This window comes from Micromonospora sp. NPDC049801 (assembly GCF_040656575.1).
Taxonomy (GTDB): domain Bacteria; phylum Actinomycetota; class Actinomycetes; order Mycobacteriales; family Micromonosporaceae; genus Micromonospora.
This window is the reverse complement of record NZ_JBFAMS010000013.1, coordinates 200,161-225,104: the sequence shown is the minus strand read 5'-3', so window position 1 is coordinate 225,104 and position 24,944 is coordinate 200,161. Positions and strand designations below refer to the sequence as shown.

Below are 24,944 nucleotides of genomic sequence, written 5' to 3'. Positions count from 1 at the left end.
TCGTCAACCGTGCGGGTGGTCCTGTCGGTGGTGGGTGTGGTGGCCGGCGAGCAGGCCGGCCACCCGGCGCAGCACCTCCCGGGCCCGGGCCGCCTCGGCGCCCAACCCGGTCTGGCGGCGCAGCACCTCGGGTTCGGCCCGCAGCAGGGCCACGCCGCGCCGGACCAGCACCCGGGGCGCCTTGCGCTGCTCGGACAGGTCCCGGGCCAGTCGGCGCAGGAACGTCGCTCCGCGCGGGCGGCGCAGCGCGTACGCCCCGGCGAGCAGCCCACGGCGGCGGCACTCCTCGACGATCTCGGCGGCGAAAATCCCTTCGGCCACGAAAAGTGGCGATCCGTCGACATCAAATGGCCGGGTGGCCACCCGTCGATCCGCGCCGATCGCATAAACCGGCACATCGGCACGTCCCTCGCGGGCCAGTCGCGCAATCGTTTCGACGGCCGTGGAGGCGTCCCAGGACTGCGGCGATTCCCAATCGACCTGGCCGTTTCGTCGCGGCAACGTAGGGTCATCGCCGTCTTTGTAGAAGTCGTCAAGGCACAGCACAGGTAAGCCGGTTTGCTGCGCTATGTACGACTTTCCGGAGCCTGAGGGGCCGGCGAGCAGGACAACACGGTGGGGATGATCCATTACCTTCAGTTACTCCGGCCAGACGGACTGCTATCAAATCGCATCAACATCTCATCACACTCTCGGCCGGTGACAACCTGGGCTTTCTTCTTGTCGAGCGGCGTGATGGAATCTCGGGGGTCCGACCCGCCGGGTCGGTCGCTGGGCGTTGCCCGGGGCAACGCGTTTCAAGCTGTAATCGCGAGGGCGGTGACGTGAGCAAACGGCCAAAGACGGCGGGCTCCTTCCTGTCGCGACTGCGCCGGCCGGCCAGTCGACTCCGGGACATGCCGATCTGGTCCAAGCTCGGTCTCATCATGATCGTGCCGACCATCGCCACGGTCGTTGTGGGCACCAGTGGTCTCGTCGACCACCTGGACACGCTCAACAATGCCAACCGGGCCGGCGACCTGGCCAATCTGTCGAGCTACTCGGGTGAGCTGGTCGACAAGCTCCAGGACGAGCGGACCTCCGCCGTCCTGCTGCTGCAGGCGACCGGGACGCAGCCGAAGGCGCAGTACCAGGAGGCCTACAACCGGGCGAACAGCCGGGTTGACCAGGCGATGTCCCCCTACCGGCAGCAGCGGGGCGACATCGAGGACCTGCCGGGCAGCCTTGAGGGCGTGCTCGGCGGCATCGACCAGAACCTCAAGGACCTGCCGGGCGTCCGCAGCCAGGTGTTCAACGGCAAGCTCAAGCTCGCCGAGGCGGTCCAGGCGTACGAGGGTCTGATCAACGACCTGCTCGCCATCCGGGACTCCGCCACCCAGCTCGCCGGCAACAACGAGCTGAGCGACCGGATGCGGGCCGCGGCGGCGGTCGCCCGGGAGAAGGAGTTCCTCTCGCTCCGGCGGGTCGTCGTGCACCGCGCGCTCGGCGTGCAGGGTGGTCAGCGGCTGACCCCGGCGCTGCGCACCGACTACATCGCCAGCGGCACCGGCCAGCAGCAGGCGCTGCAGAGCTTCAAGGCGGTGGCCAGCCCCGACGAGGCGAAGTTCCACGACCAGACGGTCGCCGGTGGTGACCGCCGCGAGGCGCAGAACTACATCGGCTGGATCGACGGCAACACGACCGGCGACATGCGCGGCGCTCCGTTCGGCCCGGACCAGTGGGAATCGGCCATGACGGCCAACGCCAAGCTGATCCGCGCCGTCGAGACGAAGCTCGACGGTGACGTGGTCGCCGAGGCCGACAACATCCGGTCGGACGTCCAGCGCCAGGTGTTCCTGGAGACCGGCCTGCTGCTCAGCATGCTGCTGCTGGCCATCCTCTTCGCGTACCTGGTCGCCCGCTCGATGGCCCGGTCCCTGCGCGAACTGCGCCAGGGCGCCCTCTCCGTCGCCCAGTACGGCCTGCCGCAGGCGGTGGCCCGACTGCGCGACCCGCAGGTCGTCGGGCAGCTCTCCCCGGTGCAGTTGGCCAACCAGATCGCCGAGCCGCTGCCGGTCCGGAGCAAGGACGAGTTCGGTCAGGTGACCGAGGCGTTCAACGCCGTCCACCTCGAAGCCGTCCGTACGGCCGCCGAGCAGGCGGCGCTGCGCGCCTCCGTCGCGACCATGTTCGTCAACCTGGCCCGTCGTTCGCAGATCCTGGTCGACCGCCTCATCGGGCACCTCGACCGGCTGGAGCGCGGCGAGGAGGACCCGGACCGACTGGCCGAGCTGTTCCAGCTCGACCACCTGGCCACCCGAATGCGGCGTAACGACGAGAACCTGCTCGTTCTCGCCGGCGCCGACTCCACCCGCGTGCAGCGCGAGCCGGCGGCGCTCATCGACGTGCTGCGCGCCGCGCAGTCCGAGGTCGAGCACTACACCCGTATCGAGTTCGGCGTCATCGACCGGGACATCGAGGTCGCCGCGCACGCGGTCAACGACCTCGTGCACCTCGTCGCCGAGCTGTTCGACAACGCCACCGCGTTCTCGCCTCCGGACTCGCAGGTCATGGTGGAGGCCCGCCGGGTCGGTGACCGCGCCTCGCTCTACGTGGAGGACCGCGGCATCGGCATCAGCCGCGAGCAGCTGCACGAGCTCAACGACAAGCTCGCGACGCCGCCCCAGGTGGACGTGGCCGTCTCCCGCATGATGGGCCTGGTCGTGGTCGCCCGCCTGGCGTCGCGGCACGGCGTGCGCGTCGAGCTGCGTCCCGGGTCCGACCGTGGCACGGTCGCCGACGTGACCATGCCCACCTCGGTGCTGGTGCCCCGGGCGCTCTCCGGCCGGGTCCAGCAGCCGCCGGCCCTGCCCGCCGCCGGTCCGCAGTCCACCCCGCCGTCGCCGGTTCTCGGCGCGCTGCCCGCGCTGGGCAACGGGTCGCGCCCCGGCGAGTCCGGCAACCAGGTCACCCTCGGCGGTCGGCCATTCGACCCGGCATCGCGCAACGGTTCCGGTACGCCCGCCAACACCGGCGCGTACCGCTCGATGCCCGCCTGGTCGGACCTGACCGGCGCGAGCGCGAGCGCGACGAACGGCGTCAACGGCGGCGACGGGTTCACCCCGCGCTCGGCCAACGGGCAGTCCATCGACCCACTGCCGCAGCGCCGGGCCGGCGACGAGCCGAACGGCGGCCAGCAGCCGACCATCCCCCGGCAGCTGCCCAGCAGCCCGGAGGCCCAGCCGTACTCCGCGCCGCCGGTCTCCGCCCAGCCGTACTCCGCCCAGCCGTACTCCGGCCCGCCGGTCTCCGCCTCGCCCGCGTCCGGTCAGCCGTACTCCGGCCAGCCGTACTCGGGTGCGCCGTACGGCGGTCCGCCGGTGTCCGCCGCGCCCGTCTCGGCCTCTCCGGCCTCCGGTCAGCCGTACTCGGCGCCGCCGGTCTCCGGCCAGTCGTTCAGCGGCTTCACCCCCCGGTCCGCCCCGCCCGCACCGGCGCCCGGCACCCCGGCGCCGCCGGCCTGGCCGCCGGTTCCCGGCGGCGAGCGGGACACGCAGACCCCGCCGGTGCCCGAGCGGCTCGCCGCCGCCCTGGACATGACGACGGAGCTGCCCCGGGTGCCGCGCCCTGGCGAGCAGCCGACCACCGCGGCCCAGCCGCCGGCTCCCGCGCCGCAGGCGTCGCCGGTCGCTGCCCCGCAGACGCCGGTATCGTCGATGCCGGCCGCGCCGGCCCAGACGTCGTCGGCCCGCCCGGCACCGCAGCAGCCGCAGGCCCAGAACCGCCAGCGGTACGCGGACGAGACGATGGAGCTGCCGATCTTCCGGGAGCTTGAGTCCGCCTGGTTCCGTACCCGCCGTCCGGGTTCGGAGGAGGCCGGTGCCGCGCCGTCGACGAACGGCGGCGACGCGACCCAACAGTTCGCCACGGTCGATGCCACCGGTCGGGCAGTCAAGACACCACCCGGAACGACAGGTAACACACCGATGGCAGACACTCCGACGGCCGGAGGAGCGCCGCGGGACAACGGGTCGACAGCGAACGGTGGCGGACGCCCCGACCTCGCCGAGGGCCTACCGAACCGCCGGCCCCAATCGCCGAGCAACGGCTGGCAGACCGCCGCCGACGACGGCTGGCGTGCCGCCTCGGCAGCGGCCAGCGCGGCGCCGGTGAACGAGACCACCACGACCGGCCTGCCCAAGCGCAAGCCGATGGCGCAGCTGGTGCCGGGCGCGGTGGAGAAGCCCGTCACCTCGGTCCAGCGGCGCTCCCCGGAGGCGGTCCGTGGCCTGCTCTCCGCCTACCATCGGGGCGTGCAGCGAGGGCGTAGCACCTCGGACAACCCGACCAGCCCGGAGGAGACTCCGGGAGGGCAGCAATCCTCGCAGTCTGGCTCAGGCTCAGCGGCCGGGAGCGGGCAGAAGGAGCAAGAAGGATGACAACTACGCAGGATCTTGGTTGGCTGCTGGCCAACTTCGCCGATCGGGTGCCGGGTGTCGCACACGCGGTCGCCGTCTCGGCGGACGGCCTGCTCCTCGCGTCGTCACGGGACCTGCCGCGGGACCGGGCAGACCAGCTCGCCGCGATCGCGTCCGGTCTGGTCAGCCTGACCCAGGGAGCGGCCCGCTGCTTCGAGGGAGGCGCGGTGCTGCAGACCGTCGTGGAGATGGACAATGGCTTCCTGTTCCTGATGTCCATCTCGGATGGTTCCTCCTTCGCCGTGCTGGCGGCCCGAAGCTCCGACGTCGGGCAGGTCGGCTACGAGATGGCGCTACTGGTCGACCGGGTGGGCGACGCCCTGACCCCGCAGCCGCGCGCGGCCGCGGGCATGCTGGGCTGACGTCTCGCCGATCGTGCGGTCGGCGCAACTGATACGACAAGGACGACGAGTTCCACCGGTGGGAGCCGGTACGGGGTGCGAAGGAGGTGAGCGGCGACATGGCCGATCGTGACGAACCGACCGGAGCGTTGGTCCGTCCATACGCCGTGACCCGTGGTCGAACCCGTCCCCGGCTCGACATCGCGCTGGAGGCGCTCGTCGAGACGACGGTGCGCGGCCGGGCCACTGCCAATGGCAGCGGCGGCCAGGGCCGCGAACACCAGTACATCGCCGCGCTGTGTGACGGACGCGTGCAATCGCTCGCCGAGATCGCGGCGCGGATGCAGCTGCCGCTCGGTGTGGCCCGGGTGCTCATCGCCGACATGGCGACGGACGGCCTGGTCGCGGTCCACGAGCCGACCATCCTGGACGACTCCGACGACGCGGTGGGCACTGAACTGCTGGAGAGGGTGCTGAGTGGACTTCGCAGGCTCTGACATGTCGCACCGCCCACCGACCCCGAGTGGGCGCGTGACGTCGGCGAAGATCGTTATCGCCGGTGGATTCGGCGTCGGTAAGACGACGCTGGTCGGCTCGGTCTCGGAGATCACGCCGCTGACCACCGAGGCCATCATGACCTCGGCCGGCGTGGGCGTCGACGATACCCGGCAGGTGCCGGGCAAGACGACGACCACGGTGGCCATGGACTTCGGCCGGATCTCGATCGACCGTGACCTGATCCTGTACCTGTTCGGTACGCCGGGTCAGACCCGATTCTGGTTCATGTGGGACGAACTGGTGCGGGGTGCGATCGGTGCGGTCGTGCTGGTGGATACCCGCCGGCTGGCCGACTGCTTCGCGGCGATCGACTTCTTCGAGCACCGGCGGCTGCCGTACCTGGTGGCCATCAACTGCTTCGACGGGATGCAGTACCACGACCCGCAGGACGTCCGGGACGCCTTGGCGATCTCGAGCGACGTGCCGGTGGTGGCCTGCGACGCCCGTAACCGGGAGTCGACGAAGCACGTGCTGATCTCGCTTGTCGAGTACGTGCTCACCATGCGTCGTACCCGCGCCGTCGCCCCGGCCTGACCGGTAGGCTTTCGCGCCCGGTGGTGGTTCCGACCGCCACCGGGCGGGCGATGCTGCCCACCCACGCGCGCGACCAAGAATCCTGGAACGGCCCGCAGAGGCCCTTCCAGGATTCTGTGCGTCGCGGGCAGTGCCGCCCGTGACGGCGCGGCCCGCCGAGTTCGCTCCTGAACGCACTCCCGCCCCCAGCCATGTCGGCGGTGGGGGCGGGAGGAGGAACGGACGCTACCGAGGCGCTCAGGACTGGTAGCCGGCCGACCGGTACTCGTACTCGCGGTCGTCGTCGCGGTCCCCGTGGTCGCGGCTGAAGTCCCAACCGCCGGCGGCCTCGCGGCCCGGACGACCGCCCACCGCGAAGCCGCCGATCTCCTGACCGCGACGCCAGCCACGGAAGTAACCCGTGGTGTTCTCCGCGAGGCTCGCCGCGTCCCGCACGATCCGGAGTGGACGCTCCTCGCGCAACGGGGAGCCCGGGACCAGGTTGGCCTGCGGAACGCGCTTCGGCAGGCCGGCGTTGGTCTCGGCGCCGACCGCGGGGCGGGCGGCCTGCTCGGCGGCCTGCCATCCGGTGTCGGCGGTGGTCGACCAGTCCAGGTCGGACTCGTCGTCGCCGTGGCCCACGAACCAGGCGGACTTGGCCTGCGCGAAGATCAGCAGGTCGCCGTCACCCTCGTCGGCGACCGGCGGCGGCCGGTGCTCGACCGGGGGCGGCGGCCGGTGCTCGGCGGCCCGCTCGACCAGCGGTGCCGGACGGCCGTTGCGGTTGGCCTGCTCACGGTCGACCAGCCGCAGCGGCGGAGCGTCCAGGCGAGGCTCGCCCGAGGGTGGGTTGAGCCCTTCCCGCAGCGCCCGGTCGGCCAGCGGCGGCGGCTCGACCAGCCGCAGCATGGGAGGTTCCTGGGGTAGGTCATCGGCCAGCCAGGGTGGCGTGACCCGCCCGTCGGCCCGACCCGGGTCCGTCGGGGCTTCGACGCCCCGGTTACCGCCGTACGGGTAGGCGACCGGATTGTTCGGCGAGCTGTCGGCCGGGTCCTCCGGGTTGTTGACCAGAGGCCAGTTCGCCCGGGACCCCGGGGGGGCGGACAACTCCTGCTCCGGCCGGGGAGCGGGCACCGGGATGCTGAGGTCGGTGACGCTGAACCCACCGGTGGGTGGGTCCTGGACCGACGGCCGCTGCGGGTGGCCCTGCCGCTCGCCGTTGGTCTTCGGGCGGGGCGGGATGACCGTGCGCTGCCGCTCGGCCCGAGCGCTGTTGATGGCGGCGGTGGTCAGCGTGGGCCGGAACGGTTCGCCCGCCTCGGCCGGTGGCACCGCACCCCGCTGGGTCGGCGCGATCGGGGTGATCCCCGGTGGCGGGGGCGGAGGCGACGAGACCGGCCGGTTGGTCGGGCCGTCGATCCGGCTCGGGAGCGGCTCGGCACGACCGGGTGGCGCGGACACCGGCGGGCCGGCCACGGCGGCGGGCGCGATCGGCGCGGGCGCGACCGGTGGCGGGGTGACCGGAGCGGGTGCGACCGGTGGCGGGCCGAGTGGTCGAGGCGAGGCCAGGGGGGAGCTGCCCGGGGCGGGCTCCGGCCGGCTGCGTCGGCCACCGACGGGCGTGGGCTCGGCGGGGGTCGGGGTCGGTCGGACGGAGCGCAGGCCGCTGCCCGCGCCCGTGCCGGCGAGACCGGTCAGCTCGCCGACGGCTTCGCCGCGTCGGGCGGCGGCCCGGCGGCCGGGAATCGGCGCGGGGGTGCTGACGCGGGCGCTGAGCGCGCTCACCAGCGCCTCACAGCCCGCGTCGCAGGCCCGTACGGAGGCGACGGCCTGCCGGACCGTCTCGGCCACGGCAGAGGTGAGCGCCCGGTTGACGGCGGCGCGACGTGGCGTCTCCGAGATGGCGACCCGCAGCGCGGTGACCGCCTCGTTGATCTCCTCGGCGTCGGCGACCCCGTCCGCCGCGAGGTGAGCGGCGATGGCGTCCGCGGCGACGGAGACTTCGCGGCCACGGGCAATGGTGCCGCCGAGCATGCCGGGCTCGGGCAGTGCGTCCAGCACGGCCAGCGACACCGGTTCGGCCGGATCCGGGTATGCGCGCAGCGCCGCCGGATACAGCTCCCGCAGCACCTCGCGCAGCGCCACGGCGGCGGAGTGCCGGCCGCTGGCCAGGGCGGCGTGGGCGGCGAGTACCTGCTTGTAGCCGGCGAGGTCCCGGGGAGCGGGCAGTGTGACGGCGGAGAGAGCGCCGGCCTGCAACGCGCGGGCCAGGCCGACGGCCCGGCGCTCAGCCGGGGGTGACTGCATCTCCTCCAGGGAGTCGTCGTCGGCGAAGCGCTCGGCGAAGTCGTCCACCGAGTCGTCGTCGGCGATCGCCAGGGGCCGACCCGCCGCGCTCAACAGCGAGGTGACCGTGTGGTCGTCGCTGTCGGCGGCGATGGCCGCACCGCTCGGCCCGCCCGACCGCTCCACGAGCAGCGCGACGAGCTGGGCGTAGCCGGCCGCGTCGTCGCCGATCTCGCAGACATGCAGCAGACGGCCTGCGTCGTCGACCACAGCGGACGTCAGCGTCGAACCGGCCGAGGCCGGTCGGTCAGCCGAATCCGCCGAGGCCAGACCGCAGTACACGCGCACGAGCGCCACGGCGTCGTCCTCCTCCCGGGACAGGTCTTCCTACTGCCAGCAACTGATGCTCCCCGGTACGGGTCAGTCGCGCCAGTCCACCACCGCAGAGATCTTGCCGACAATGGTGCGCCAACCCAAACTCGCGGTTTGTGCCCCGATCTTCTTCAGCCGTCGCCGGCCCATGAAGGCGCCGATGCCGCCGTTGGCCGTGGCGCGGAGCGCCTCGTCCAGGTCGTCGAGGCTGGAGCCGGCGGAGAGCATGTCCAGGACCGCAGGCAGGCGCAACGCGTACGACAGGTCGCGGGCGACCTCGCCGGCCTCGATCAGCAGGGTCGAGTCCCAGGTGTCGTGGCCGCCCCGCAGGTTCTCCACGACGAGGTCGAGTTCGTAGGTGTCCTCGTCGAGCGGCACGATGTCGGCCGGCTCCACCCGTTCGGACAATTCATTCCAGCTGTCCAGTTGGGACAGATCGTTGGGCGCGCCGGATCGGACGAAACTGACCAGCGACTCGGGGGTCTTGAACAGCAGCAGCTTGCCCCGGTGGCTGAGGAAGACCGGCACCTCCTCGTCGTCCGCCTCGTCGGTGGCGTCCTCGTCCTCGTCGGCGTCCTCGTCGGCGGTGGCGTCGGCATCACCGTCGGCGTCGGCGTCGCGGCGACGGCGCGAGGACTTCTCCTCCTCGTCGGCGTCGGCGAACTCCTCGGCCAGCTCCTCGTCCAGGATGACGACCGTCTCGTCGTCCTCCTCCTCGATGACCTGGCGGCGGGCGAGGAACGGGTCGTCCTGGTCGCGCTCGGTCACGTCGGTCGGGGTCAGCGAGCCGGCCGTCCGGTAGGCGCGCAGCGTGAAGCCGGTACCCGCTGGTAGGGCGATCTCGACCGGGTCTATCCGCAGCTCTTCCCAGAGCGACCTGTCGACCGCCGCGCGGGGGGTGTCGTCGGCCTCGTCTGGCTCGGCCGGGCCGGTGGTGTCGTCGAGCTCGGGCTCGTCGGCGTCGGGCCGTTGGGGCGACTGGCGGGCCACGCTGACCTCCGTGTGCTTCGGGTTGCCCACCCACCGGGGTCTCCGACCGGCGAGTGACTCTGGGCACATACCCTAGTCGGCGACTCGGGAAGCCCGGAGCCCGCACCCCGGTGGCCGGCCGGGGAACGTCTCGTACCTGCGGGTGCGCGATGGTGGCGGACCGGCCGCCGGACAAGTAGCGTAGCTACACATGAAGGCCCAGTCGCTGCACGGTCACCTCGACGCCCTTCTGCTCGCCGTCCTCGAACAGGGGGCGCTGCACGGCTACGCCATCATCGAGTCCCTGCGGACACGCAGCGACGGCAGCCTCGACCTGCCCACCGGCACGATCTATCCGGCGCTGCGCAGGCTGGAGCGGGCCGGGCACGTGGCGAGCGCCTGGAGCACCGTCAACGGTCGGGAGCGGCGGACGTACCAGCTCACCGACTCCGGCCGCCGCGCGCTGGCCGGGGAGCGGGCCGGGTGGCAGGAGTTCCGGGTGACGGTCGGTCGGTTCCTCGACCCCGGCGGCGCGCCCGTCACCCCCGCCTGAGCGGCGACCGGGTCAGCGGGCGGTGGCCCGTACCCAGCTGCGCGCCGCCCGCGTCAGCGAGAAGTTTCCCGCACCCACCACCACCATGCCGACGATCATCGGCGGCCAGGTCAGCGCCGCGTCCCACAGGTCGATCGACCACACGAAGAGGGCGCCGCCGGCCGCCATGCCGAGGGCCAGCGTGCCGGTCAGACCGACGCCCACCGCTCGCTGCGCCACCGCCAGGTGGGGTCGCGACGACCGTGCGCTCGCCCAGATCACCAGCAGCCCGGTCACCGCGAGCAGCAGCCCGCCGGCCCAGATCCAGTCGACCGAGGCGGACAGCAGCCGGTAGGCCGCGGGCGGCTGTGGACCGGCGCTCCAGCTCGACCCCTGCCACGTGAGGTCGCCGGCCGCCACCAGGACTCCGGCCACGGCCAGCATCCGCAGGGAGAGGCCGCGCAGGGCGGCCACCGCCAGCTCCGCCTGCCAGGAGGGCAACAGCTGCGCCGGCGCGCCGAACTCGGCCACCGCCCGGCGCTGCGCCTCCGTGGTCGGCACACCCCTTTCGCGGTACGCGTCGACGGCGTCCAGCAGGTCGTGACGCGCCTCGGTCAACAGCTCGGACTTCAACCGCGCCGGGCCCTGCAACCGGGACCCCAGGTCCCGCAGGTGCTCCTCGACCAGGAAGTCGTCCGCATGCCGCATGGCACCACCCTGCCACGGGCGCGCGGGCGTCCACGTCGGGGACAACCCTGGTCCGTCCCCGAAACACGCCGCTGGTCGTCGTTCGGGCCCGCCGCAGGCCGGCCAGTTCTTATGAAACAGGCCCTGAGGGCGCGAACGCCAGGTACCCGCGCTCCGCCGCTGTCTGAAGAAGCCACTGGTCCCGGTACCAGCCGGGGACGGCGACCAACTCGGCGTGCCGGCCCCGCTGGATCACCCGACCGCCGTCGAGGACGACGATCTCGTCGAGGCCGGCCAACCCGCTGAGCCGGTGACTGATCAGCAGGACCGAGTGCCCGGCGGGGGTGGCGGCGAGGGCGGAGGCGAGCACCGCGTCGGCGGCGGCCGGGTCCAGGCCCTCGGTGGGCTCGTCGAGCACCAGCACCGGCGGCGCGGCGAGCAGGGCCCGGGCGAGCGCGAGCCGTTGCCGCTGACCGCCGGAGAGTTGGCCGCCCTCCTCGCCGACCAGGGTGTCCCAGCCGGCCGGCTGGGCGTGGACCCAGTCCAGCAGGCCGGCGGCCGTGATCGCCCCGGTCAGCTCGGCCTCGCTCGCGCCGGCCCGGCCGAGCAGCAGGTTCTCCCGGACGGTGGCGTGGAAGACGTACGCCTCGGCGAGCAGCCCACCCACGACCCGGGGCAACTCCTGCTCGCCGTACGCGGACAGGTCACGGTCGGCCAGGGTGACGTGCCCGGCGGTGGGGCGGACCGCACCGGTCAGCACCGCGGCCAGGGTGCTCTTGCCGGCGCCGCTCGGGCCGACGACAGCGATGCGCCGGCCGGCGGGCAGGTCCAGGCTCAGCCGGTCCAGCGCCGGCGCGGCACCGACCCGGTACCGCACGCTCACCTCGACGAAGCGCAGGTCGTGCGGGCCGGACGGGTCCACCCCGGCGGCGGAGGGCGAGGGGGCGGGCGGGGCGGCGTCGAGGAGAGCGGCGACCCGGGCCAGGCCGGGCCGCAACTGGGTCCACTGCCGGGCGGCCGAGACCAGGGCCAGCGCCACCTCCACGGCGGCGAGGGTGCCGACGGCCAGCACCCCGACGAGGACACCCCGTACGTCGGCGGCCAACGCGACCAGCACCACGGCGGCGGCGGTCAGCCCGGCGACCAGCACCCCGACCGCGTCCACCGCGAAGCCGGTGACCGCCAACCGGCGTTCCAGGCGAGCCAGCCGACCGGCCCGCCGCTCGGCGGCGCGCAGCGCGGCGTCGGTCGCCCCGAACGCGGCCAGGTCGGCGGCGCCGTGGGTGAGGTCGACGGCGTCGGTGGCCAACGCGCCACGCAGCGGCGCCACCTCGGCCGCGCTGCGACGGGTGACCACGGTGGCCAGCGCCGGCAGCGCCACACCGGCGACGACCAGGCCGACGGCGAGCACCCCGGCGGCCGGTGCGGAGATCAGTGCCGCCCCGAGCACCGCCAGCACCCCGACCAGGGCTGCCGCCGCGCCGGGCACCAGGACCCGCAGCAGCAGATCCTGGACGGCCTCGACGTCGGAGACCAGCCGGCTCAGGACGTCCCCCGAGCGGTGTGGGGTGTGGCGACGGGCCGCGAGGGTGGCGAAGACCCGGGCCCGCACGTCGGTGATCATGCGGAGGACCGCGTCGTGCCCGGCGAGCCGTTCGGCGTACCGGAAGACACCCCGGCTGATGGCGAGGGCCCGGACCGCGACGATCGCCACCGTGAGGCGGTCCAGTGGAGGCCGGCCGGCGGCGCTCATCAGCAGCCACGTGGCGGTGGCCATGAGGGCGAGACCCGCGAACTCCGTGGCGGCGGCGAGCAGCCCGGCGCCGGCCAGGCGACCCAGGTACGGGCGGGCCAGCCGCAGCACGGCACGCTCCGCGGCGACCCGCCCGGTCGGTACGGCGTCGGCCTCCGGCGCGGGGTCCACCGGCTCTGGCACGGTGTTCATCTCCTCACCTTCGGAGTCGGCTCGAGCGTCAGCTCGGTGACCCGCCCGTCCTCGACGCGCAGGACGCGGTCGGCGTCGGCCAGCAGCGCCGGTCGGTGCGCGACCAGCAGCGCGGTCCGGCCCGCCACCAGCCGGCGGGTGGCGTCGAGCACCACCGCCTCACTGGCCGTGTCCAGCCGCGCGGTGGGCTCGTCGAGCAGCACCACCGGCGCGTCCCGCAGGAACGCCCGGGCCAGCGCCACCCGCTGCCGCTGCCCGCTGGAGAGTCCGTGGCCGCGCTCGCCGAGCAGTGTGTCCAGACCGTCGGGCAGGCCGGCGACCACGTCGTCCAGGGCCGCGTCCCGCACCGCGGTGGCGACCGTCTCTGCTCGGGTGTCCGGAGCGCCGAGCCGGATGTTGTCGGTCAGCGAGGCGGCGAACAGGTGGGCGCGCTGCGGTACCCAGGCGAGCTGTCGACGCCAGGCGTCCAGGTCGGCGGTGGCGAGGTCGATCCCGTCCACGGTGACCCGACCCTCGGTCGGCGTCACGAAGCCGAGCAGCAGACCGAGCAGCGTGCTCTTGCCGGCGCCGCTGGGCCCGATGACGGCGATCCGTTCGCCGGGCCGGATGGTCAGGGTCACGTCGCGCAGCGCGGTGGTCCGCTCGTACGCCACGGTCACGGCCTCAAGGTGGATCGCACCGCGCCCGTCGGGGACGGCCGCGCCCTCGGCGGCGCGGGGGGTGGCCGGCGCGGCGGAGACGGTGAGCGCCTCGTCCAGCGCCGTCAGCCCCTCCATGCTGGCGTGGAAGCGGCTGCCGGCCGCCCGCAGCGGCAGGTACGCCTCCGGCGTGAGCAGCAGCACCAGCAGCGCGGTGTGCAGGGCCAGCCCGCCGCCGAGCAGCCGGATGCCGACCGGCACCGCGACCAGGGCCACCGAGAGGGTGGCGACGAGTTCCAGCACCAGCGCGGAGAGGAACGCGATCCGCAGCGTCTTCATGGTGGCGACCCGGTGCCCGTCGGCCATCCGGCGCACCACCTCGGTCTGTGCCCGGGCCCGACCGAACGCCCGCAGGGTCGGCAGCCCGGCGACCATGTCCAGGAAGTGCCCGCCCAGCAGGGCGAGCCGCCGCCACTGCCGCTCGGTGGCGGCCTGCGCCTGCCAGCCCAGCAGCGCGCCGAAGACCGGGATCAGCGGCAGCGTCAACGCGATGATCAGCGCCGAGCTCCAGTCGGCGAGGACGATCCGCGCCAGCACCGCCACCGGCACCGTCACGCTGAGCACCAGCTGCGGCAGGTATCCGGTGAAGTACGCGTCCAGCGCGTCCAGCCCGCGCCCGGTGAGGGTGGCCAGCTCGCCCGCCCGCTGCCCCGCCACCCAGCCCGGCCCGTGCCGGCCCACCGCGCCGAGCAGGTCGGCCCGGAGGGTGGCCTTGACCGTGGCGGCGACCCGCGCGGACACCGTGCCCTGCGCCCAGACCAGCGCCGAACGGGCGGCGACGGCGAGCACGAAACCCGCCAGCGCCGGCCGGTTCAGGCGCCCGTCGAAGGCGGTGGCCAGCACCGTCGCCAGGGCGGTGGCCTGCGCGACGATCAACGCGGCGGCGGCCACGCCGAGCAGCGCGAGCACGGCGAGGTCGCGCCGGGCCGCAGGGACCCGACGCAGCAGACGCGGGTCGAACGGACGGCGGTTCACCAGTACACCGGTGCCCTACCGTCGGTCCGTCCCCGGAAAACCCACCAGCACATCGCCTGGAAGCCTAGTAGGGCCGGCAGCAGCGGCAGCGCCACCCAGCCGAGCAGCCGCAACGTCGGCGCACTGGCGGCGGCGTCGGCCACCGTCAGTGAGGCGCCCGGGTCGGCCGTGGACACCAGCACGTAGGGCCAGAGGGCCGCGCCGACGAGCGCCACCGGCAGCGCCAGCGCCGCGCCGGTGGCGACCAGGGCCCACCCCGGCCGCCGCCGCGCCAGCGCCGTCCGGGCCGCCAGCAGCGCCGCCACCAGCAACACCGGCAGGAGTACGGCCACCGCCGGTCGCTGGACTGCGTCGCGTACCCGGCCGGAGAGCAGGCCGACGACGGTGGCGAGGCCGACCGCGGCGAGTGCCACCGGCACCAGCCGGCGGGCCGTGCGTCCGGCCACGGCGGCGGCGTCGGACGGCAGGCGCAACGTGAGGAACGTCGCACCGTGCACCGCGACCAGGGCGAGCATGGCCAGCCCGGCGGTGGCGGCGAACGGGGTGGCCAGGTGCGACACCCCGGCGACGTGCCCGTCGGCCTGGCGGGGTACGCCCTGCAACAGCGCGGCCAGCACCACCCCCCAACCCAGCGCGGCGAGCGCGCTCCCGACCACGATCACGCGGTCCCAGCGGGCGCGGACCCGCTCGTCGCCCGGTCGGCTACGCAGTTGCACCCCGGCGGTGACCAGGACGACCCCGACCAGCGCGCCGGCGACCGCCGGATAGCAGCCGGCGAGCAGTTCGCCCTCCAACACCGGGAAGGCGCCGAACAGGATGCCCACGGCGGCGACCAGCCAGACCTCGTTGCCGAGGAAGAACGGGCCGAGGGCGGTCAGCGCGGCCCGTCGCCCGGCGGGCGCGCCGCCCCGGGCGAGCAGCAGCCCGACGCCGTAGTCGTAGCCGGCGAGCACGAGGTAGCTGGCGAAGAAGAGGCCGAGCAGGGCGTACCAGGCGAGGTCCACGGGTGATCTCCTCAGGCGAGCACGGGTTCCGGCTGAGCCGGTTCGGTGGGTGGTGCCGGCGGACGGCCGAGAGCCGGGTCGGCAGCGCCGCGGCTTGCGTGCCGGGCGAGCAGCACCCAGTTGGTGACGGCGAGGGTGCCCAGCAGCAGGCTGAAGCCGATCAGCGAGGTGAGCATCACCGGCGCGCCGACCCCGGAGACGGCCTGTTCGGTGGGGAGCAGCCCGTATGCCACCCAGGGCTGGCGGCCGACCTCCCGGGCGATCCAGCCGAGGATCACCGCGACGAACGGCAGCGGCGCGCCGAGCAGGATCAGCCAGAGCGGGAAGCGCAGCCGGATCACCCAGTCGCGGAAGAGCAGCGGCAGCAGGAACCAGACGCAGCCGAGCGTGAAGCCGATCAGGATCATGAAGCCCAGCCCGACGCTGGCCAGGGCCGGTGGGGTGTAGTCGCCGGGGCCGAACCGCGTCGTCCACTCGCCGATCAGCGCCTGCGCCTCAGGACTGTTCCCGCCGAACTTGGTCGGCTGCACCGTGCCGACCGGCCCGAACTGGGCGAACCCGAAGCCCTGCACGAGGCTGATCGCCAACGCCGAGGTGACCAGGCCGATCCGCAGCGAGGTGCGAAAGAGCGCGAAGTCGGGCGTACGTCGGATCAGGTGCCACGCGCTGACCGCCGCCATCAGCATCCCGCCGACCAGGAGCGCGGCGGAGACCACGTGCCCGAACGCCATGCCGAGACTGGGATTGGTGAGCAGCGCGCCGAAGTCGGTGAGGTGGGCGATGCCGTCGCGGACCTCGTACCCGACGGGGTGTTGCAGCCAGGAGTTCGCCACCATGATCCAGAAGGCCGAGGCGTACGCGGTGAGCGCCACGCCCCAGAGCAGCGCCAGGTGGACGCCCTTGCCGAGTCGGTGCCAGCCGAAGATCCACATGCCGAGGAACGTGGACTCCAGGAAGAACGCCACGAGTGTCTCGATCGCCAGCGGCGCGCCGAAGACGTTGCCGACGTAGCGGGACAGGCCGCTCCAGTTCAGCCCGAACTGGAACTCCATCACGATGCCGGTGGCGATGCCGAGCACGTAGTTGATCACGTAGAGCTGGCCCCAGAACCGGGTCAGTCGCTCCCACTTCGGATTGCCGGTGAGCACCCAGGCGGTCTGCATGCCGACCAGCAGGGTGACGAGGCCGAGCGTGACGACCACGAACAGGAAGTGGATCGACGTGGTGGTGGCGAACTGGAGGCGAGCGAGGAGCAGCGTGTCCATGGCCGGCTCTTTCCTAGCTGTTGGCTCCCTTGTCATAGCAACCCTACACGTAGTCTAGCTACATATCCCGACGCCCGAAGGCGGTGATCAAGAGGTTCGCGTCAGAAATCGAGCGGTTCTTGACGCGAACCTCTTGATCACCGCGCCCGGGCGGGTGGGGTGGGGGTGGGGGTGGGGGTGGGGTGGGGTGGGGGTTAGGTCAGGAAGAGGGTTATGGGGAGGGAGACCAGGGTTGCGGCTACCGCGAGGGCCGTGGCGCCGAGGGCGCGGGGCGGTCGGTCGGTGACCAGGAGGCGCTGGACGCGTACGTCGAGATCGCGGTCGCCCAGGCCCAGCGCGCCGGCCGGAGTGACCCGGTGCCCGGCGGCCGCGAAGCGACGCAGCGCACCCGCCAGCGGAGCCTCAGCGTGCAGCTCGCGGGCCTTGTCGTCGGCGCGCATCTCGACCAGCAGGGCGACCCGCTCGTGCGCGTCCCGGACCCAGCCGAACCACGGCAGCGCCCGGCAGAGCGCGGTGAACGGCAGCAGCACCAGGTCGTGCCGTTCGTGGGCGTGGGCGCGTTCGTGCGAGAGCACGGCCGCCAGTTCGGCCCGGTCGAGCAGGCTCAGCGTGCCCGCACTGACCACCACCTGCGGCTTCACCCCGGGCAGGCAGTACGCGGCGGCGCTCGGATGGTCCAGGACGAGCGCCCCCGGGGCGGCCGGGTCGTCCCGGGCCACCAGGGTGAGCAGGTCCCGGTGCCGGCGCTGGGCGCGGATCGTGCCGTGGATGCTGCGGACGGTCGTGGTGACGAGCACCGCGCCGATGCCGAAGCCCACCCCGACGCCGGCGAGGTGCAGCGCCGTCACGCCGATCGGCAGGGTGCCATGGGCGAGATCGCCGGTCAGGGCGAGCAGGGCGCTCCCGGTGGGCCGGTCGTACGCGGCCAGCCCGAGCGCCATCGGTAGCCCCATCGCGGAGAGGCCCAACGCCAACCCGACGGCCTGCCAGCAGACGATCGCCACCCGCGGACTGCGCCACGTCCAGGTGGAACGGGCCAGCACCTGCGCGGTCAGATAGCAGGCCAGCATGGTGGCGGCGAAGTGCACGGCGTAGGCCATGGCGTGCCTACCGCTCCGCTGTCTCGTCGGCCGGCCGGCGGCCCGCCGGCGGATCCACGCGGTCGGTCAGCTCGGCCTCGCTGCGGGTCGCGCCCGCCCCGGTCAGCCCGGCCTCGCTGCCGAGGGCCGCCCGGAGCACCTCGGCCTCGGTGCCGGTCACCGAGCGGGCGAAGCGCACCAGCGCCGCGTCCCGGCTGCCGCCCAGGTCGAGGGCGTCCAGCATGAGCTGAGCGATGTGCGCCTCGCGGCTGGCCGCCGGCCGGTACCGCCAGGCCCGGCCCTCCCGCTCACGCTGCACCATGCCCTTGCCGGCGAGCCGGTCGAGGACGGTCATCACCGTCGTGTACGCCAGTTCGCGGCCGTCGAGCGCGTCGGCGACCTCGCGCACGGTCACACCGTCCGACGTGCCCGGGACCACGTCCCACAGCACGTCCATCACCGCACGCTCAAGATCGCCCAACCGAGTCACAGCTCAATCCTACCCCCGGTAGTAGACCCCGCCCCCGGGCGGCCCGGACGCTGGTCACCCACCGCAAGATCCCCACAAGAACGGGGATGTTGCTGCCTCCAGCGCTTCGGAAGCAGCAACATCCCCAAAGTTGCGCAGATCTTGGCCGCCTCGACCGCAGCAACCCCGCCGACCGGCAACTCAACGTCGGGCGGCACCCGCAAGCTGACCCACCCGACGGGCGTGGCCCACGTCAGGTTTTCCGGGGGGAGCCCGCCCACGCAGGGATCAAGCCTGACCGCCCGGAGTGGGCGGGCTCCCCCCCCGGAAAACCCCAAGGCCGAACCGCCAGATCACACCCCCTTGGGGTGCCACACCGTCTTCGTCTCCAGCAGGGCCGTCATCCGGGTCACCCCGGGGTCGGCGGTCCAGTCGTGGTCGGCCGGGGCCGGTCGGAGCACCCGCTTCAGGTTCTCGGCCGCCTTGACCTCCAGCTCGCTGGCGAGCGACGCGTCGGTCACCCCGGTCAGGTCGATCGCGTTGACGTCCAGGTGCGCGGCCAACGTGGGCGCAGTCTCGGTGATCGCGCCGGTCAGGATGTTGACCACACCGCCGGGCAGGTCGGAGGTCGCCAGCACCTCGGCCAGCGTCACCGCCGCCAGCGGTTCGGACGGCGACGCCGCCACGACCACCGTGTTACCGGTGACGATCGCCGGGGCGATCACGCTGACCAGGCCGAGCAGCGCCGGGCGTTCCGGGGCGACCACCGCGACCACGCCGGTGGGCTCGGGCGCGGAGAGGTTGAAGTAGGGGCCGGCGACCGGGTTCGCGCCGCCGTACACCTGGGCGAGCTTGTCGGCCCAGCCGGCGTACCAGACCCAGCGGTCCACGGCGGCGTCCACCTCGTCGCCTCCGATGCCCAGCGCGACGAACTGCTCGCGGCGACCCTCCAGCATCTCGGCGGCCCGGTAGAGGATCTGACCCCGGTTGTACGCGGTCGCGCCGGCCCAGCCCTTCACGGCGGCGCGGGCGGCGACCACCGCGTCCCGGGCGTCCTTGCGGGAGGCCAGTGACACATTCGAGGACTGCACGAGATACGACCGTCCCGACTCGCTGCGCGGGAACTTCCCGCCGATGAAGAGCTTGTACGTCTTGCGTACCGCGACCCGCTCAGACATTGAGGTACCCCTCCAGCCCGTGCCGACCGCCCTCGCGACCGTAGCCCGACTCCTTGTAGCCGCCGAACGGCGAGGTGGGGTCGAACTTGTTGAACGTGTTGGCCCAGACCACGCCGGCGCGCAGCCGGTCGGCCATCCACAGGATCCGGGAGCCCTTGTCGGTCCAGATGCCTGCCGACAGCCCGTACGGCGTGTTGTTGGCCTTCTCCACGGCCTCGGCCGGCGTGCGGAAGGTGAGCACCGACAGCACCGGCCCGAAGATCTCCTCGCGGGCGATTCGGTGGGCCTGGGTGACGCCGGTGAAGATGGTGGGCGCGAACCAGAAGCCACGGTCAGGCAGCTCGCACGGCGGCGACCAGCGCTCGGCGCCCTCGGCGGAGCCGGCGTCGGACAGCTCGCGGATCCGCTCCAGCTGGGCGGCCGAGTTGATGGCCCCGACGTCGGTGTTCTTGTCCAGCGGGTCGCCGACGCGGAGTTGGGCCATCCGCCGCTTGAGCGACTCCAGCACGCGGTCGGCGACGTTCTCCTGGACGAGCAGGCGGGAGCCGGCGCAGCAGACGTGTCCCTGGTTGAAGAAGATGCCGTTGACGATGCCCTCGACGGCCTGGTCGATGGGGGCGTCGTCGAAGACGATGTTGGCGGCCTTGCCGCCCAGCTCCAGGGTCAGCTTCTTGCGGGTGCCGGCGACCGACCGGGCGATGGCCCGGCCGACCTCGGTCGAGCCGGTGAAGGCGACCTTGTCCACGCCGGGGTGTTCGACCAGCGCGCGCCCGGTGTCGCCGGCGCCGGTGACGATGTTGACCACGCCGGCCGGCAGGTCGGCCTGCTGGCAGATCTCGGCGAACAGCAGGGCGGTCAGCGGGGTGGTCTCGGCGGGTTTGAGCACCACCGTGTTGCCCGCCGCCAGCGCCGGGGCGATCTTCCAGGCCAGCATGAGCAGCGGGAAGTTCCACGGGATGACCTGGGCGGCCACCCCGATCGGCTGCGGGTTCGGCCCGAAGCCGGCGTGACCGAGCTTGTCGGCCCAGCCCGCGTAGTAGAAGAAGTGCGCGGCGACCAGCGGCAGGTCGACGTCGCGGGATTCCTTGATCGGCTTGCCGTTGTCCAGCGACTCCAGGACGGCCAGCTCACGCGAGCGCTCCTGGATGAGCCGGGCGATCCGATACAGGTACTTGGCCCGGTCGCGGCCGGGCATCGGACCCCAAACCTTGTCGTACGCCTTACGGGCGGCCTTGACCGCACGCTCCACGTCCTCGGCGTCGGCCTCGGCGACCTCGGCCAGCACCTCCTCGGAGGCGGGGTTGATCGACTTGAAGCTGCCGCCGCTGGTCGGGTCGACGAACGTGCCGTCGATGAACAGCCCGTACGCGGGCTTGAGGTCCACCACCGAGCGGGACTCGGGGGCGGGGGCGTATTCGAACATCGGCTATCAGTCCAGGGTGAAGTAGTCGGGACCGGAGTAGGTGCCGGTCGTCAGCTTGGTGCGCTGCATCAGCAGGTCGTTGAGCAGGCTGGACGCGCCGAAGCGGAACCAGTCCGGGTCGAGCCAGTCCGGGCCGACGGTCTCGTTGACCATCACCAGGTACTTGATCGCGTCCTTGGTGGTCTTGATGCCGCCGGCCGGCTTCACGCCCACCTGTCGTCCGGTGGCCGCGCGGAAGTCGCGGACCGCCTCCAGCATGACCAGGGTCACCGGCAGCGTCGCCGCGACCGGGACCTTGCCGGTGGACGTCTTGATGAAGTCGCCGCCGGCCAGCATGGCCAGCCAGGAGGCGCGGCGCACGTTGTCGTAGGTGGCCAGCTCGCCGGTCTCCAGGATCACCTTGAGGTGGGCGTCACCGCAGGCGTCCTTGGTGGCCACGATCTCGTCGTAGACCTCCTGGTACCGCCCGGCCAGGAACGCGCCCCGGTTGATCACCATGTCGATCTCGTCGGCGCCGGCCTCGACGGCGGCCCGGACGTCGGCGAGCTTGATCTCCAGCGGCGCCTGGCCGGACGGGAACGCTGTCGCCACGCTGGCGAGGTGGACACCGGATCCGGCCAGCACCTCGGCGACGTACGGGACCATCGCCGGGTAGACGCAGACCGCGCCGACGTGTGGGCACGACAGGTCGGCCGGGTCCGGGCGCAGCGCCTTCGCGGCCAGCGCGCGCACCTTGCCGGGGGTGTCCGCGCCCTCGAGGGTGGTCAGGTCGACCATGCGGATCGCCAGGTCGATCGCCTGGGCCTTGGCGGTGGTCTTGATGGAGCGGGTGCCGAGCTGTGCCGCCCGCTGCTCCGCGCCGACCTGGTCCACGCCGGGCAGGCCGTGCAGGAAGGTCCGCAGAGCGGTCTCGGATCGTCCCAGCTCGGAGAGGTCCGACCGGGCCGACGTCGTTGTCGCCGTCATGCCGAGAAGTCTACGCACGGAACCGCGGAGTGATCTTGGTCACGGCGGCTGCGGGCGTGAGCGAGGTCGCCGGTCCGCCCGCACCCCCACCGGCACGCCGACCGGACGGGTAGGTTGAGCGATCGTGGACGTACACGTCATTGACCACCCGCTGGCCCAGTCCCGGCTGACCGCCATGCGGGACGCGCGCACCGACTCCTCGACGTTCCGGGCGGCGCTGCACGAACTGACCACCATGCTGGTGTACGAGGCGGCGCGCACCTTCCCCGTCGAGCGGTACCCGGTGCAGACCCCGGTCACCGGCACCGAGGGCACCCGGCTGGCGAACCCGCCGTTGCTGGTGCCGGTGCTGCGGGCCGGCCTGGGCATGGCGGACGCCGCGCTCGGCCTGCTGCCCGAGTCCTCGATGGGCTTCGTCGGCCTGGCCCGCGACGAGGAGACCTACGAGCCGCGCGCCTACATGGAGTCGCTGCCCCGGGACCTGGCCGGCCTGCCGGTGCTGGTGCTCGACCCGATGCTCGCCACCGGCGGCTCACTGGAGCACTCCTGTCGGCTGCTGGCCGATCGGGGCTGCACCGACATCACCGTGCTCTGCGTGCTCGCCGCGCCGGTCGGCATCGAGCGGCTGGAGCGCTCCGGCCTGCCGCTGCGCCTGGTCACCGCCTCGATCGACGAGGGCCTCAACGACAAGATGTTCATCGTCCCCGGGCTCGGCGACGCCGGCGACCGCCAGTTCGGTGGCATGCCCCGGTTCTGAGCGTGGCACCCGGTCGGTGCCGGGTCCGGCGGGTCCGCGCGCGGTGGTGCGCGGACCCGCTACCGTCTCCGGCCATGACTGGTGTTGCGCTCGCCGAGGAGCTGCTGCTCCTCGCCTACGACGACTCGACCGGCAAGGCGACCATGCCGCGGATCAGCCTGGACCTGGGCATGGCCGCCGCGGTGCTGGTCGAGCTGGCACTGGCCGGCCGGATCGCGTTCGCCGACGGGTCGTTGACCGTGATCGACGCGACGCCCACCGGCGAGCCGGTCACCGACGGGGTGCTCGCCCGGATCGCCGCCGACACCCCGCACACCCCGGCCTCGTGGGTGCAGCGCCTGCGGCACGGTCTACGCGACAAGATCCTCGGTGACCTGTGCGCCCAGGGTGTCGTCCGCGATGTCGACGAGACCGAACTGGGCTTCATCCACGTACACCGCTACCCGGTGGTGGACACCTCCGTCGAGGCGGACACCCGCCGACGGCTCGCCGACGCGCTGGCCGGCGCGGCGGCCCCGGACGAGCGGACCGCCGCCCTCGCCACCCTGGTGGTCGTGCTGCGGATGGAGTCCGCGCTGGGCGTCAGCGGCGAGGAGGCCGCCACCGCCCGCCGCCGGTTGGAGGAGATCGCCACCGGGGCGGGCTTCTCCGGCCAGGTGAGCACCGACGACTCGGTGGTCCGCCCCTCGGTCGGCCTGGTCGTCGCCGCCCTGGCCACGGCGGTCGACGCGGCGCTCGGCAAGCGCGCCTGACCGTCGGCCCGCACCCGGTCAGATGCCGAGCGCGGCAGCGACGTCGGCCCGCAGCCGCGCGATCGCCGCGCCGGCCCGGCTCCGGGCGGCGGCGACATCGCCGTCGGGCACCGGCTCCACCACTTCGAGGTACGCCTTGAGTTTGGGCTCGGTCCCCGAGGGGCGAATCACCACCCGGGCCGTCGCGGTACGCAGGATCACCACGTCCGACTCGGGCAGCAGGTCCCGGACACTGTCGACCGGCTGGTCCAGCAGCGTGCCCGGGGTGGCCGTCCGGATCCGGGCCATCGCGTCGGCGATCTCCCGCAGGTCGTCGACCCGGACGGAGAGCTGGTCGGTCTGGTGCACGCCGAACTCGGCGGCCAGCTCGTCCAGCCGGTCGGTCAGCGTCCGACCCTGCGCCTTGAGGCCGGCGGCCAGCTCGGCCACCGTCAGCGCGGCGGTGATGCCGTCCTTGTCCCGGACGTGCTCCGGGGCGACGCAGTAGCCGAGCGCCTCCTCGTAACCGAAGACCAGCGGCGCGCTTCCGCCGCCCGCCCGCACGATCCACTTGAAGCCCGTCAGCGTCTCGTCGTAGGGCAGGCCCCGCGCCGCGCACATCGCCCGCAGCAGCGACGACGAGACGATGGTGGTGGCGTACAGCCCGGTCACGCCGCGTCGCATCAGGTGGTCGGCGAGCAGCACACCCACCTCGTCGCCGCGCAGCATCCGCCAGCCCTGTCCGGCCCCGGCCGCGCGGACGACCACGGCGCAGCGGTCGGCGTCCGGGTCGTTGGCGATGGCGAGATCCGCGCCGGTGGAGTCGGCCAGCGCGATCAGCCGGTCGACGGCCCCCGGCTCCTCCGGGTTGGGGAACGAGACGGTCGGGAACGCCGGGTCGGGCTCCGCCTGGTCGGGCACCACGCCGGGGACCGGGAAACCGGCCCGCGCGAACGTCGCGGTGAGCACCGCCGCGCCCACCCCGTGCAGCGGGGTGTACGCCACGGACAGGTCCCGTGGCCCGTCCGCGTCGATCACGGCGGTGGCCCGCTCGACGTACGCGGCGACGAGGTCGTCACCGAGCACCTCGCCGGCCCGCCCCAGCGGCACCTGGGTCAGCGGGCCGACCGCCCGGATGGCGGCCTCGATGCCGGCGTCGGCCGGCGGCACGATCTGCGCCCCGGCGCCCAGCTCACCACCCAGCTCCGCGCCGAGGTAGACCTTGTAGCCGTTGTCCTGGGGTGGATTGTGGCTGGCGGTGACCATCACGCCGGCCACCGCGCCGAGTTGACGCACCGCGTACGCGAGGACCGGGGTGGGCAGCGGGCGGGGGAGCAGCAGCGCCGCCCGGCCGGCACCGGTCGCCACCTGGGCGGTGCGTTCGGCGAACTGGCGGGAGCCGTGCCGGGCGTCGTACCCGATCACCAGCGGGCCGGTGCCGCCCTGGGCCGCGAGCCACGTGACCAGGCCGGCGGCGGCCTGGGTGACCACGGCGAGGTTCATGCCGTTCGGACCGGCGCGCAGCGGACCGCGCAGGCCGGCCGTGCCGAAGGTCAGCGGGCCGGCGAACCGGTCGGCCAGCTCCGGGGCGCTCGCCGGCAGCCCGTCGAGCACCGCCGTCAGCTCGTCCCGGCTGGTCGGGTCGGGATCGTCGGCCAGCCAGCGCCGAGCTTGCTCGCGAATGTCGTCGATGTCAGTGGTGTCCGCCGCCATGCCCCTTGATAGCACGACGGCGGATC

The 24,944-nt window shown here is 73.3% G+C and carries 21 protein-coding genes; 7 read left to right on the top strand and 14 right to left on the bottom strand.

Annotated elements, in window-relative coordinates; genetic code table 11:
• Nucleotides 1-3: 3 nt before the first annotated feature.
• Entirely contained in the window at nucleotides 4-321 is a 318-nt protein-coding gene (locus AB0I89_RS23365; protein ID WP_355048938.1) for a hypothetical protein, read from the bottom strand.
• 503 nt (nucleotides 322-824) lie between these two features.
• Between AB0I89_RS23365 and AB0I89_RS23360 the strand changes: the two genes are divergently transcribed.
• From AB0I89_RS23360 to AB0I89_RS23345, 4 genes are all read left to right on the top strand, one after another.
• Nucleotides 825-4,418: a nitrate- and nitrite sensing domain-containing protein gene (locus AB0I89_RS23360; protein ID WP_357130383.1), complete on the top strand. Its 3,594-nt coding sequence runs from the start codon at nucleotides 825-827 to the stop codon at nucleotides 4,416-4,418.
• Nucleotides 4,415-4,819 (top strand): roadblock/LC7 domain-containing protein, encoded by a 405-nt coding sequence (locus AB0I89_RS23355; RefSeq protein ID WP_007455462.1) that lies wholly within the window; start codon nucleotides 4,415-4,417, stop codon nucleotides 4,817-4,819. The genes AB0I89_RS23360 and AB0I89_RS23355 overlap by 4 nt, the downstream gene beginning before the upstream one ends.
• A gap of 98 nt (nucleotides 4,820-4,917) precedes the next feature.
• Entirely contained in the window at nucleotides 4,918-5,295 is a 378-nt protein-coding gene (locus AB0I89_RS23350) for a DUF742 domain-containing protein (protein ID WP_357130437.1), read from the top strand.
• A gap of 1 nt (nucleotide 5,296) precedes the next feature.
• A complete protein-coding gene (locus tag AB0I89_RS23345) occupies nucleotides 5,297-5,890 on the top strand; it encodes an ATP/GTP-binding protein (RefSeq protein WP_334628720.1) in 594 nt (197 codons plus the stop codon).
• 237 nt (nucleotides 5,891-6,127) lie between these two features.
• On the opposite strand, the gene AB0I89_RS23340 is transcribed toward AB0I89_RS23345, so the two are convergent.
• Together AB0I89_RS23340 and AB0I89_RS23335 are read right to left on the bottom strand one after the other, a co-directional pair.
• Complete coding sequence (locus tag AB0I89_RS23340; protein ID WP_357130434.1) at nucleotides 6,128-8,536, bottom strand: transposase; 2,409 nt, start codon at nucleotides 8,534-8,536, stop codon at nucleotides 6,128-6,130.
• A 39-nt stretch (nucleotides 8,537-8,575) separates the two neighbouring features.
• The gene (locus AB0I89_RS23335) at nucleotides 8,576-9,547 is read right to left on the bottom strand and encodes a DNA primase (protein ID WP_357130380.1); all 972 of its coding nucleotides are present in this window, start codon (nucleotides 9,545-9,547) and stop codon (nucleotides 8,576-8,578) included.
• A gap of 160 nt (nucleotides 9,548-9,707) precedes the next feature.
• Here AB0I89_RS23335 and AB0I89_RS23330 point away from each other — a divergent pair, with 160 nt between their 5' ends.
• Nucleotides 9,708-10,049: a helix-turn-helix transcriptional regulator gene (locus AB0I89_RS23330; RefSeq protein WP_357130377.1), complete on the top strand. Its 342-nt coding sequence runs from the start codon at nucleotides 9,708-9,710 to the stop codon at nucleotides 10,047-10,049.
• A 12-nt stretch (nucleotides 10,050-10,061) separates the two neighbouring features.
• On the opposite strand, the gene AB0I89_RS23325 is transcribed toward AB0I89_RS23330, so the two are convergent.
• The 10 genes from AB0I89_RS23325 to deoC form a co-directional block, all read right to left on the bottom strand.
• Nucleotides 10,062-10,736 carry a permease prefix domain 1-containing protein gene (locus tag AB0I89_RS23325; RefSeq protein ID WP_357130374.1) on the bottom strand — a complete coding sequence of 225 codons (675 nt, stop codon included), beginning with the start codon at nucleotides 10,734-10,736 and terminating at the stop codon, nucleotides 10,062-10,064.
• A 109-nt stretch (nucleotides 10,737-10,845) separates the two neighbouring features.
• Complete coding sequence (gene cydC, locus AB0I89_RS23320; protein WP_357130371.1) at nucleotides 10,846-12,660, bottom strand: thiol reductant ABC exporter subunit CydC; 1,815 nt, start codon at nucleotides 12,658-12,660, stop codon at nucleotides 10,846-10,848.
• Nucleotides 12,657-14,333, bottom strand: a complete 1,677-nt coding sequence (gene cydD / locus AB0I89_RS23315) for a thiol reductant ABC exporter subunit CydD (protein WP_357130368.1) — start codon at nucleotides 14,331-14,333, stop codon at nucleotides 12,657-12,659. Before cydD ends, cydC begins: the two co-directional genes overlap by 4 nt.
• On the bottom strand, nucleotides 14,330-15,337 hold the full coding sequence (locus AB0I89_RS23310; RefSeq protein ID WP_357130361.1) for a cytochrome d ubiquinol oxidase subunit II: 1,008 nt from the start codon (nucleotides 15,335-15,337) through the stop codon (nucleotides 14,330-14,332). Before AB0I89_RS23310 ends, cydD begins: the two co-directional genes overlap by 4 nt.
• An 11-nt stretch (nucleotides 15,338-15,348) precedes the next feature.
• Nucleotides 15,349-16,602, bottom strand: coding sequence for a cytochrome ubiquinol oxidase subunit I (locus AB0I89_RS23305; RefSeq protein WP_357130358.1), 1,254 nt, complete (start codon nucleotides 16,600-16,602; stop codon nucleotides 15,349-15,351).
• 194 nt (nucleotides 16,603-16,796) lie between these two features.
• The gene (locus AB0I89_RS23300) at nucleotides 16,797-17,702 is read right to left on the bottom strand and encodes a M56 family metallopeptidase (protein ID WP_357130355.1); all 906 of its coding nucleotides are present in this window, start codon (nucleotides 17,700-17,702) and stop codon (nucleotides 16,797-16,799) included.
• 7 nt (nucleotides 17,703-17,709) lie between these two features.
• Nucleotides 17,710-18,171, bottom strand: a complete 462-nt coding sequence (locus tag AB0I89_RS23295) for a BlaI/MecI/CopY family transcriptional regulator (RefSeq protein ID WP_357130352.1) — start codon at nucleotides 18,169-18,171, stop codon at nucleotides 17,710-17,712.
• Nucleotides 18,172-18,503: 332 nt separating this feature from the next.
• Nucleotides 18,504-19,328, bottom strand: a complete 825-nt coding sequence (locus tag AB0I89_RS23290; protein ID WP_357130349.1) for an aldehyde dehydrogenase family protein — start codon at nucleotides 19,326-19,328, stop codon at nucleotides 18,504-18,506.
• The gene (locus AB0I89_RS23285) at nucleotides 19,321-20,751 is read right to left on the bottom strand and encodes an aldehyde dehydrogenase family protein (protein ID WP_357130346.1); all 1,431 of its coding nucleotides are present in this window, start codon (nucleotides 20,749-20,751) and stop codon (nucleotides 19,321-19,323) included. The genes AB0I89_RS23290 and AB0I89_RS23285 overlap by 8 nt, the downstream gene beginning before the upstream one ends.
• Before the next feature lie 6 nt (nucleotides 20,752-20,757).
• Nucleotides 20,758-21,717 carry a deoxyribose-phosphate aldolase gene (gene deoC / locus AB0I89_RS23280; RefSeq protein ID WP_357130343.1) on the bottom strand — a complete coding sequence of 320 codons (960 nt, stop codon included), beginning with the start codon at nucleotides 21,715-21,717 and terminating at the stop codon, nucleotides 20,758-20,760.
• Nucleotides 21,718-21,841: 124 nt separating this feature from the next.
• On the opposite strand from deoC, the gene upp reads away from it, so the two are divergent.
• Complete coding sequence (gene upp, locus AB0I89_RS23275) at nucleotides 21,842-22,474, top strand: uracil phosphoribosyltransferase (RefSeq protein WP_357130340.1); 633 nt, start codon at nucleotides 21,842-21,844, stop codon at nucleotides 22,472-22,474.
• 74 nt (nucleotides 22,475-22,548) lie between these two features.
• The gene (locus AB0I89_RS23270; protein WP_357130337.1) at nucleotides 22,549-23,226 is read left to right on the top strand and encodes a GPP34 family phosphoprotein; all 678 of its coding nucleotides are present in this window, start codon (nucleotides 22,549-22,551) and stop codon (nucleotides 23,224-23,226) included.
• Between the two features lie 18 nt (nucleotides 23,227-23,244).
• Here AB0I89_RS23270 and AB0I89_RS23265 read toward each other — a convergent pair whose 3' ends face one another.
• Entirely contained in the window at nucleotides 23,245-24,918 is a 1,674-nt protein-coding gene (locus AB0I89_RS23265) for a phospho-sugar mutase (RefSeq protein ID WP_357130334.1), read from the bottom strand.
• Nucleotides 24,919-24,944 lie beyond the last annotated feature (26 nt).

Coding starts and splice junctions, on each gene's coding strand:
- AB0I89_RS23355 (WP_007455462.1), top strand. CDS start 4,415: ATGACAACTACGCAGGATCTTGGTTGGCTGCTGGCCAACTTCGCCGAT.
- AB0I89_RS23350 (WP_357130437.1), top strand. CDS start 4,918: ATGGCCGATCGTGACGAACCGACCGGAGCGTTGGTCCGTCCATACGCC.
- AB0I89_RS23345 (WP_334628720.1), top strand. CDS start 5,297: ATGTCGCACCGCCCACCGACCCCGAGTGGGCGCGTGACGTCGGCGAAG.
- AB0I89_RS23330 (WP_357130377.1), top strand. CDS start 9,708: ATGAAGGCCCAGTCGCTGCACGGTCACCTCGACGCCCTTCTGCTCGCC.
- AB0I89_RS23325 (WP_357130374.1), bottom strand. CDS start 10,736: ATGCGGCATGCGGACGACTTCCTGGTCGAGGAGCACCTGCGGGACCTG.
- cydC (WP_357130371.1), bottom strand. CDS start 12,660: ATGAACACCGTGCCAGAGCCGGTGGACCCCGCGCCGGAGGCCGACGCC.
- AB0I89_RS23305 (WP_357130358.1), bottom strand. CDS start 16,602: ATGGACACGCTGCTCCTCGCTCGCCTCCAGTTCGCCACCACCACGTCG.
- AB0I89_RS23300 (WP_357130355.1), bottom strand. CDS start 17,702: ATGGCCTACGCCGTGCACTTCGCCGCCACCATGCTGGCCTGCTATCTG.
- AB0I89_RS23290 (WP_357130349.1), bottom strand. CDS start 19,328: ATGTCTGAGCGGGTCGCGGTACGCAAGACGTACAAGCTCTTCATCGGC.
- AB0I89_RS23285 (WP_357130346.1), bottom strand. CDS start 20,751: ATGTTCGAATACGCCCCCGCCCCCGAGTCCCGCTCGGTGGTGGACCTC.
- deoC (WP_357130343.1), bottom strand. CDS start 21,717: ATGACGGCGACAACGACGTCGGCCCGGTCGGACCTCTCCGAGCTGGGA.
- AB0I89_RS23270 (WP_357130337.1), top strand. CDS start 22,549: ATGACTGGTGTTGCGCTCGCCGAGGAGCTGCTGCTCCTCGCCTACGAC.
- AB0I89_RS23265 (WP_357130334.1), bottom strand. CDS start 24,918: ATGGCGGCGGACACCACTGACATCGACGACATTCGCGAGCAAGCTCGG.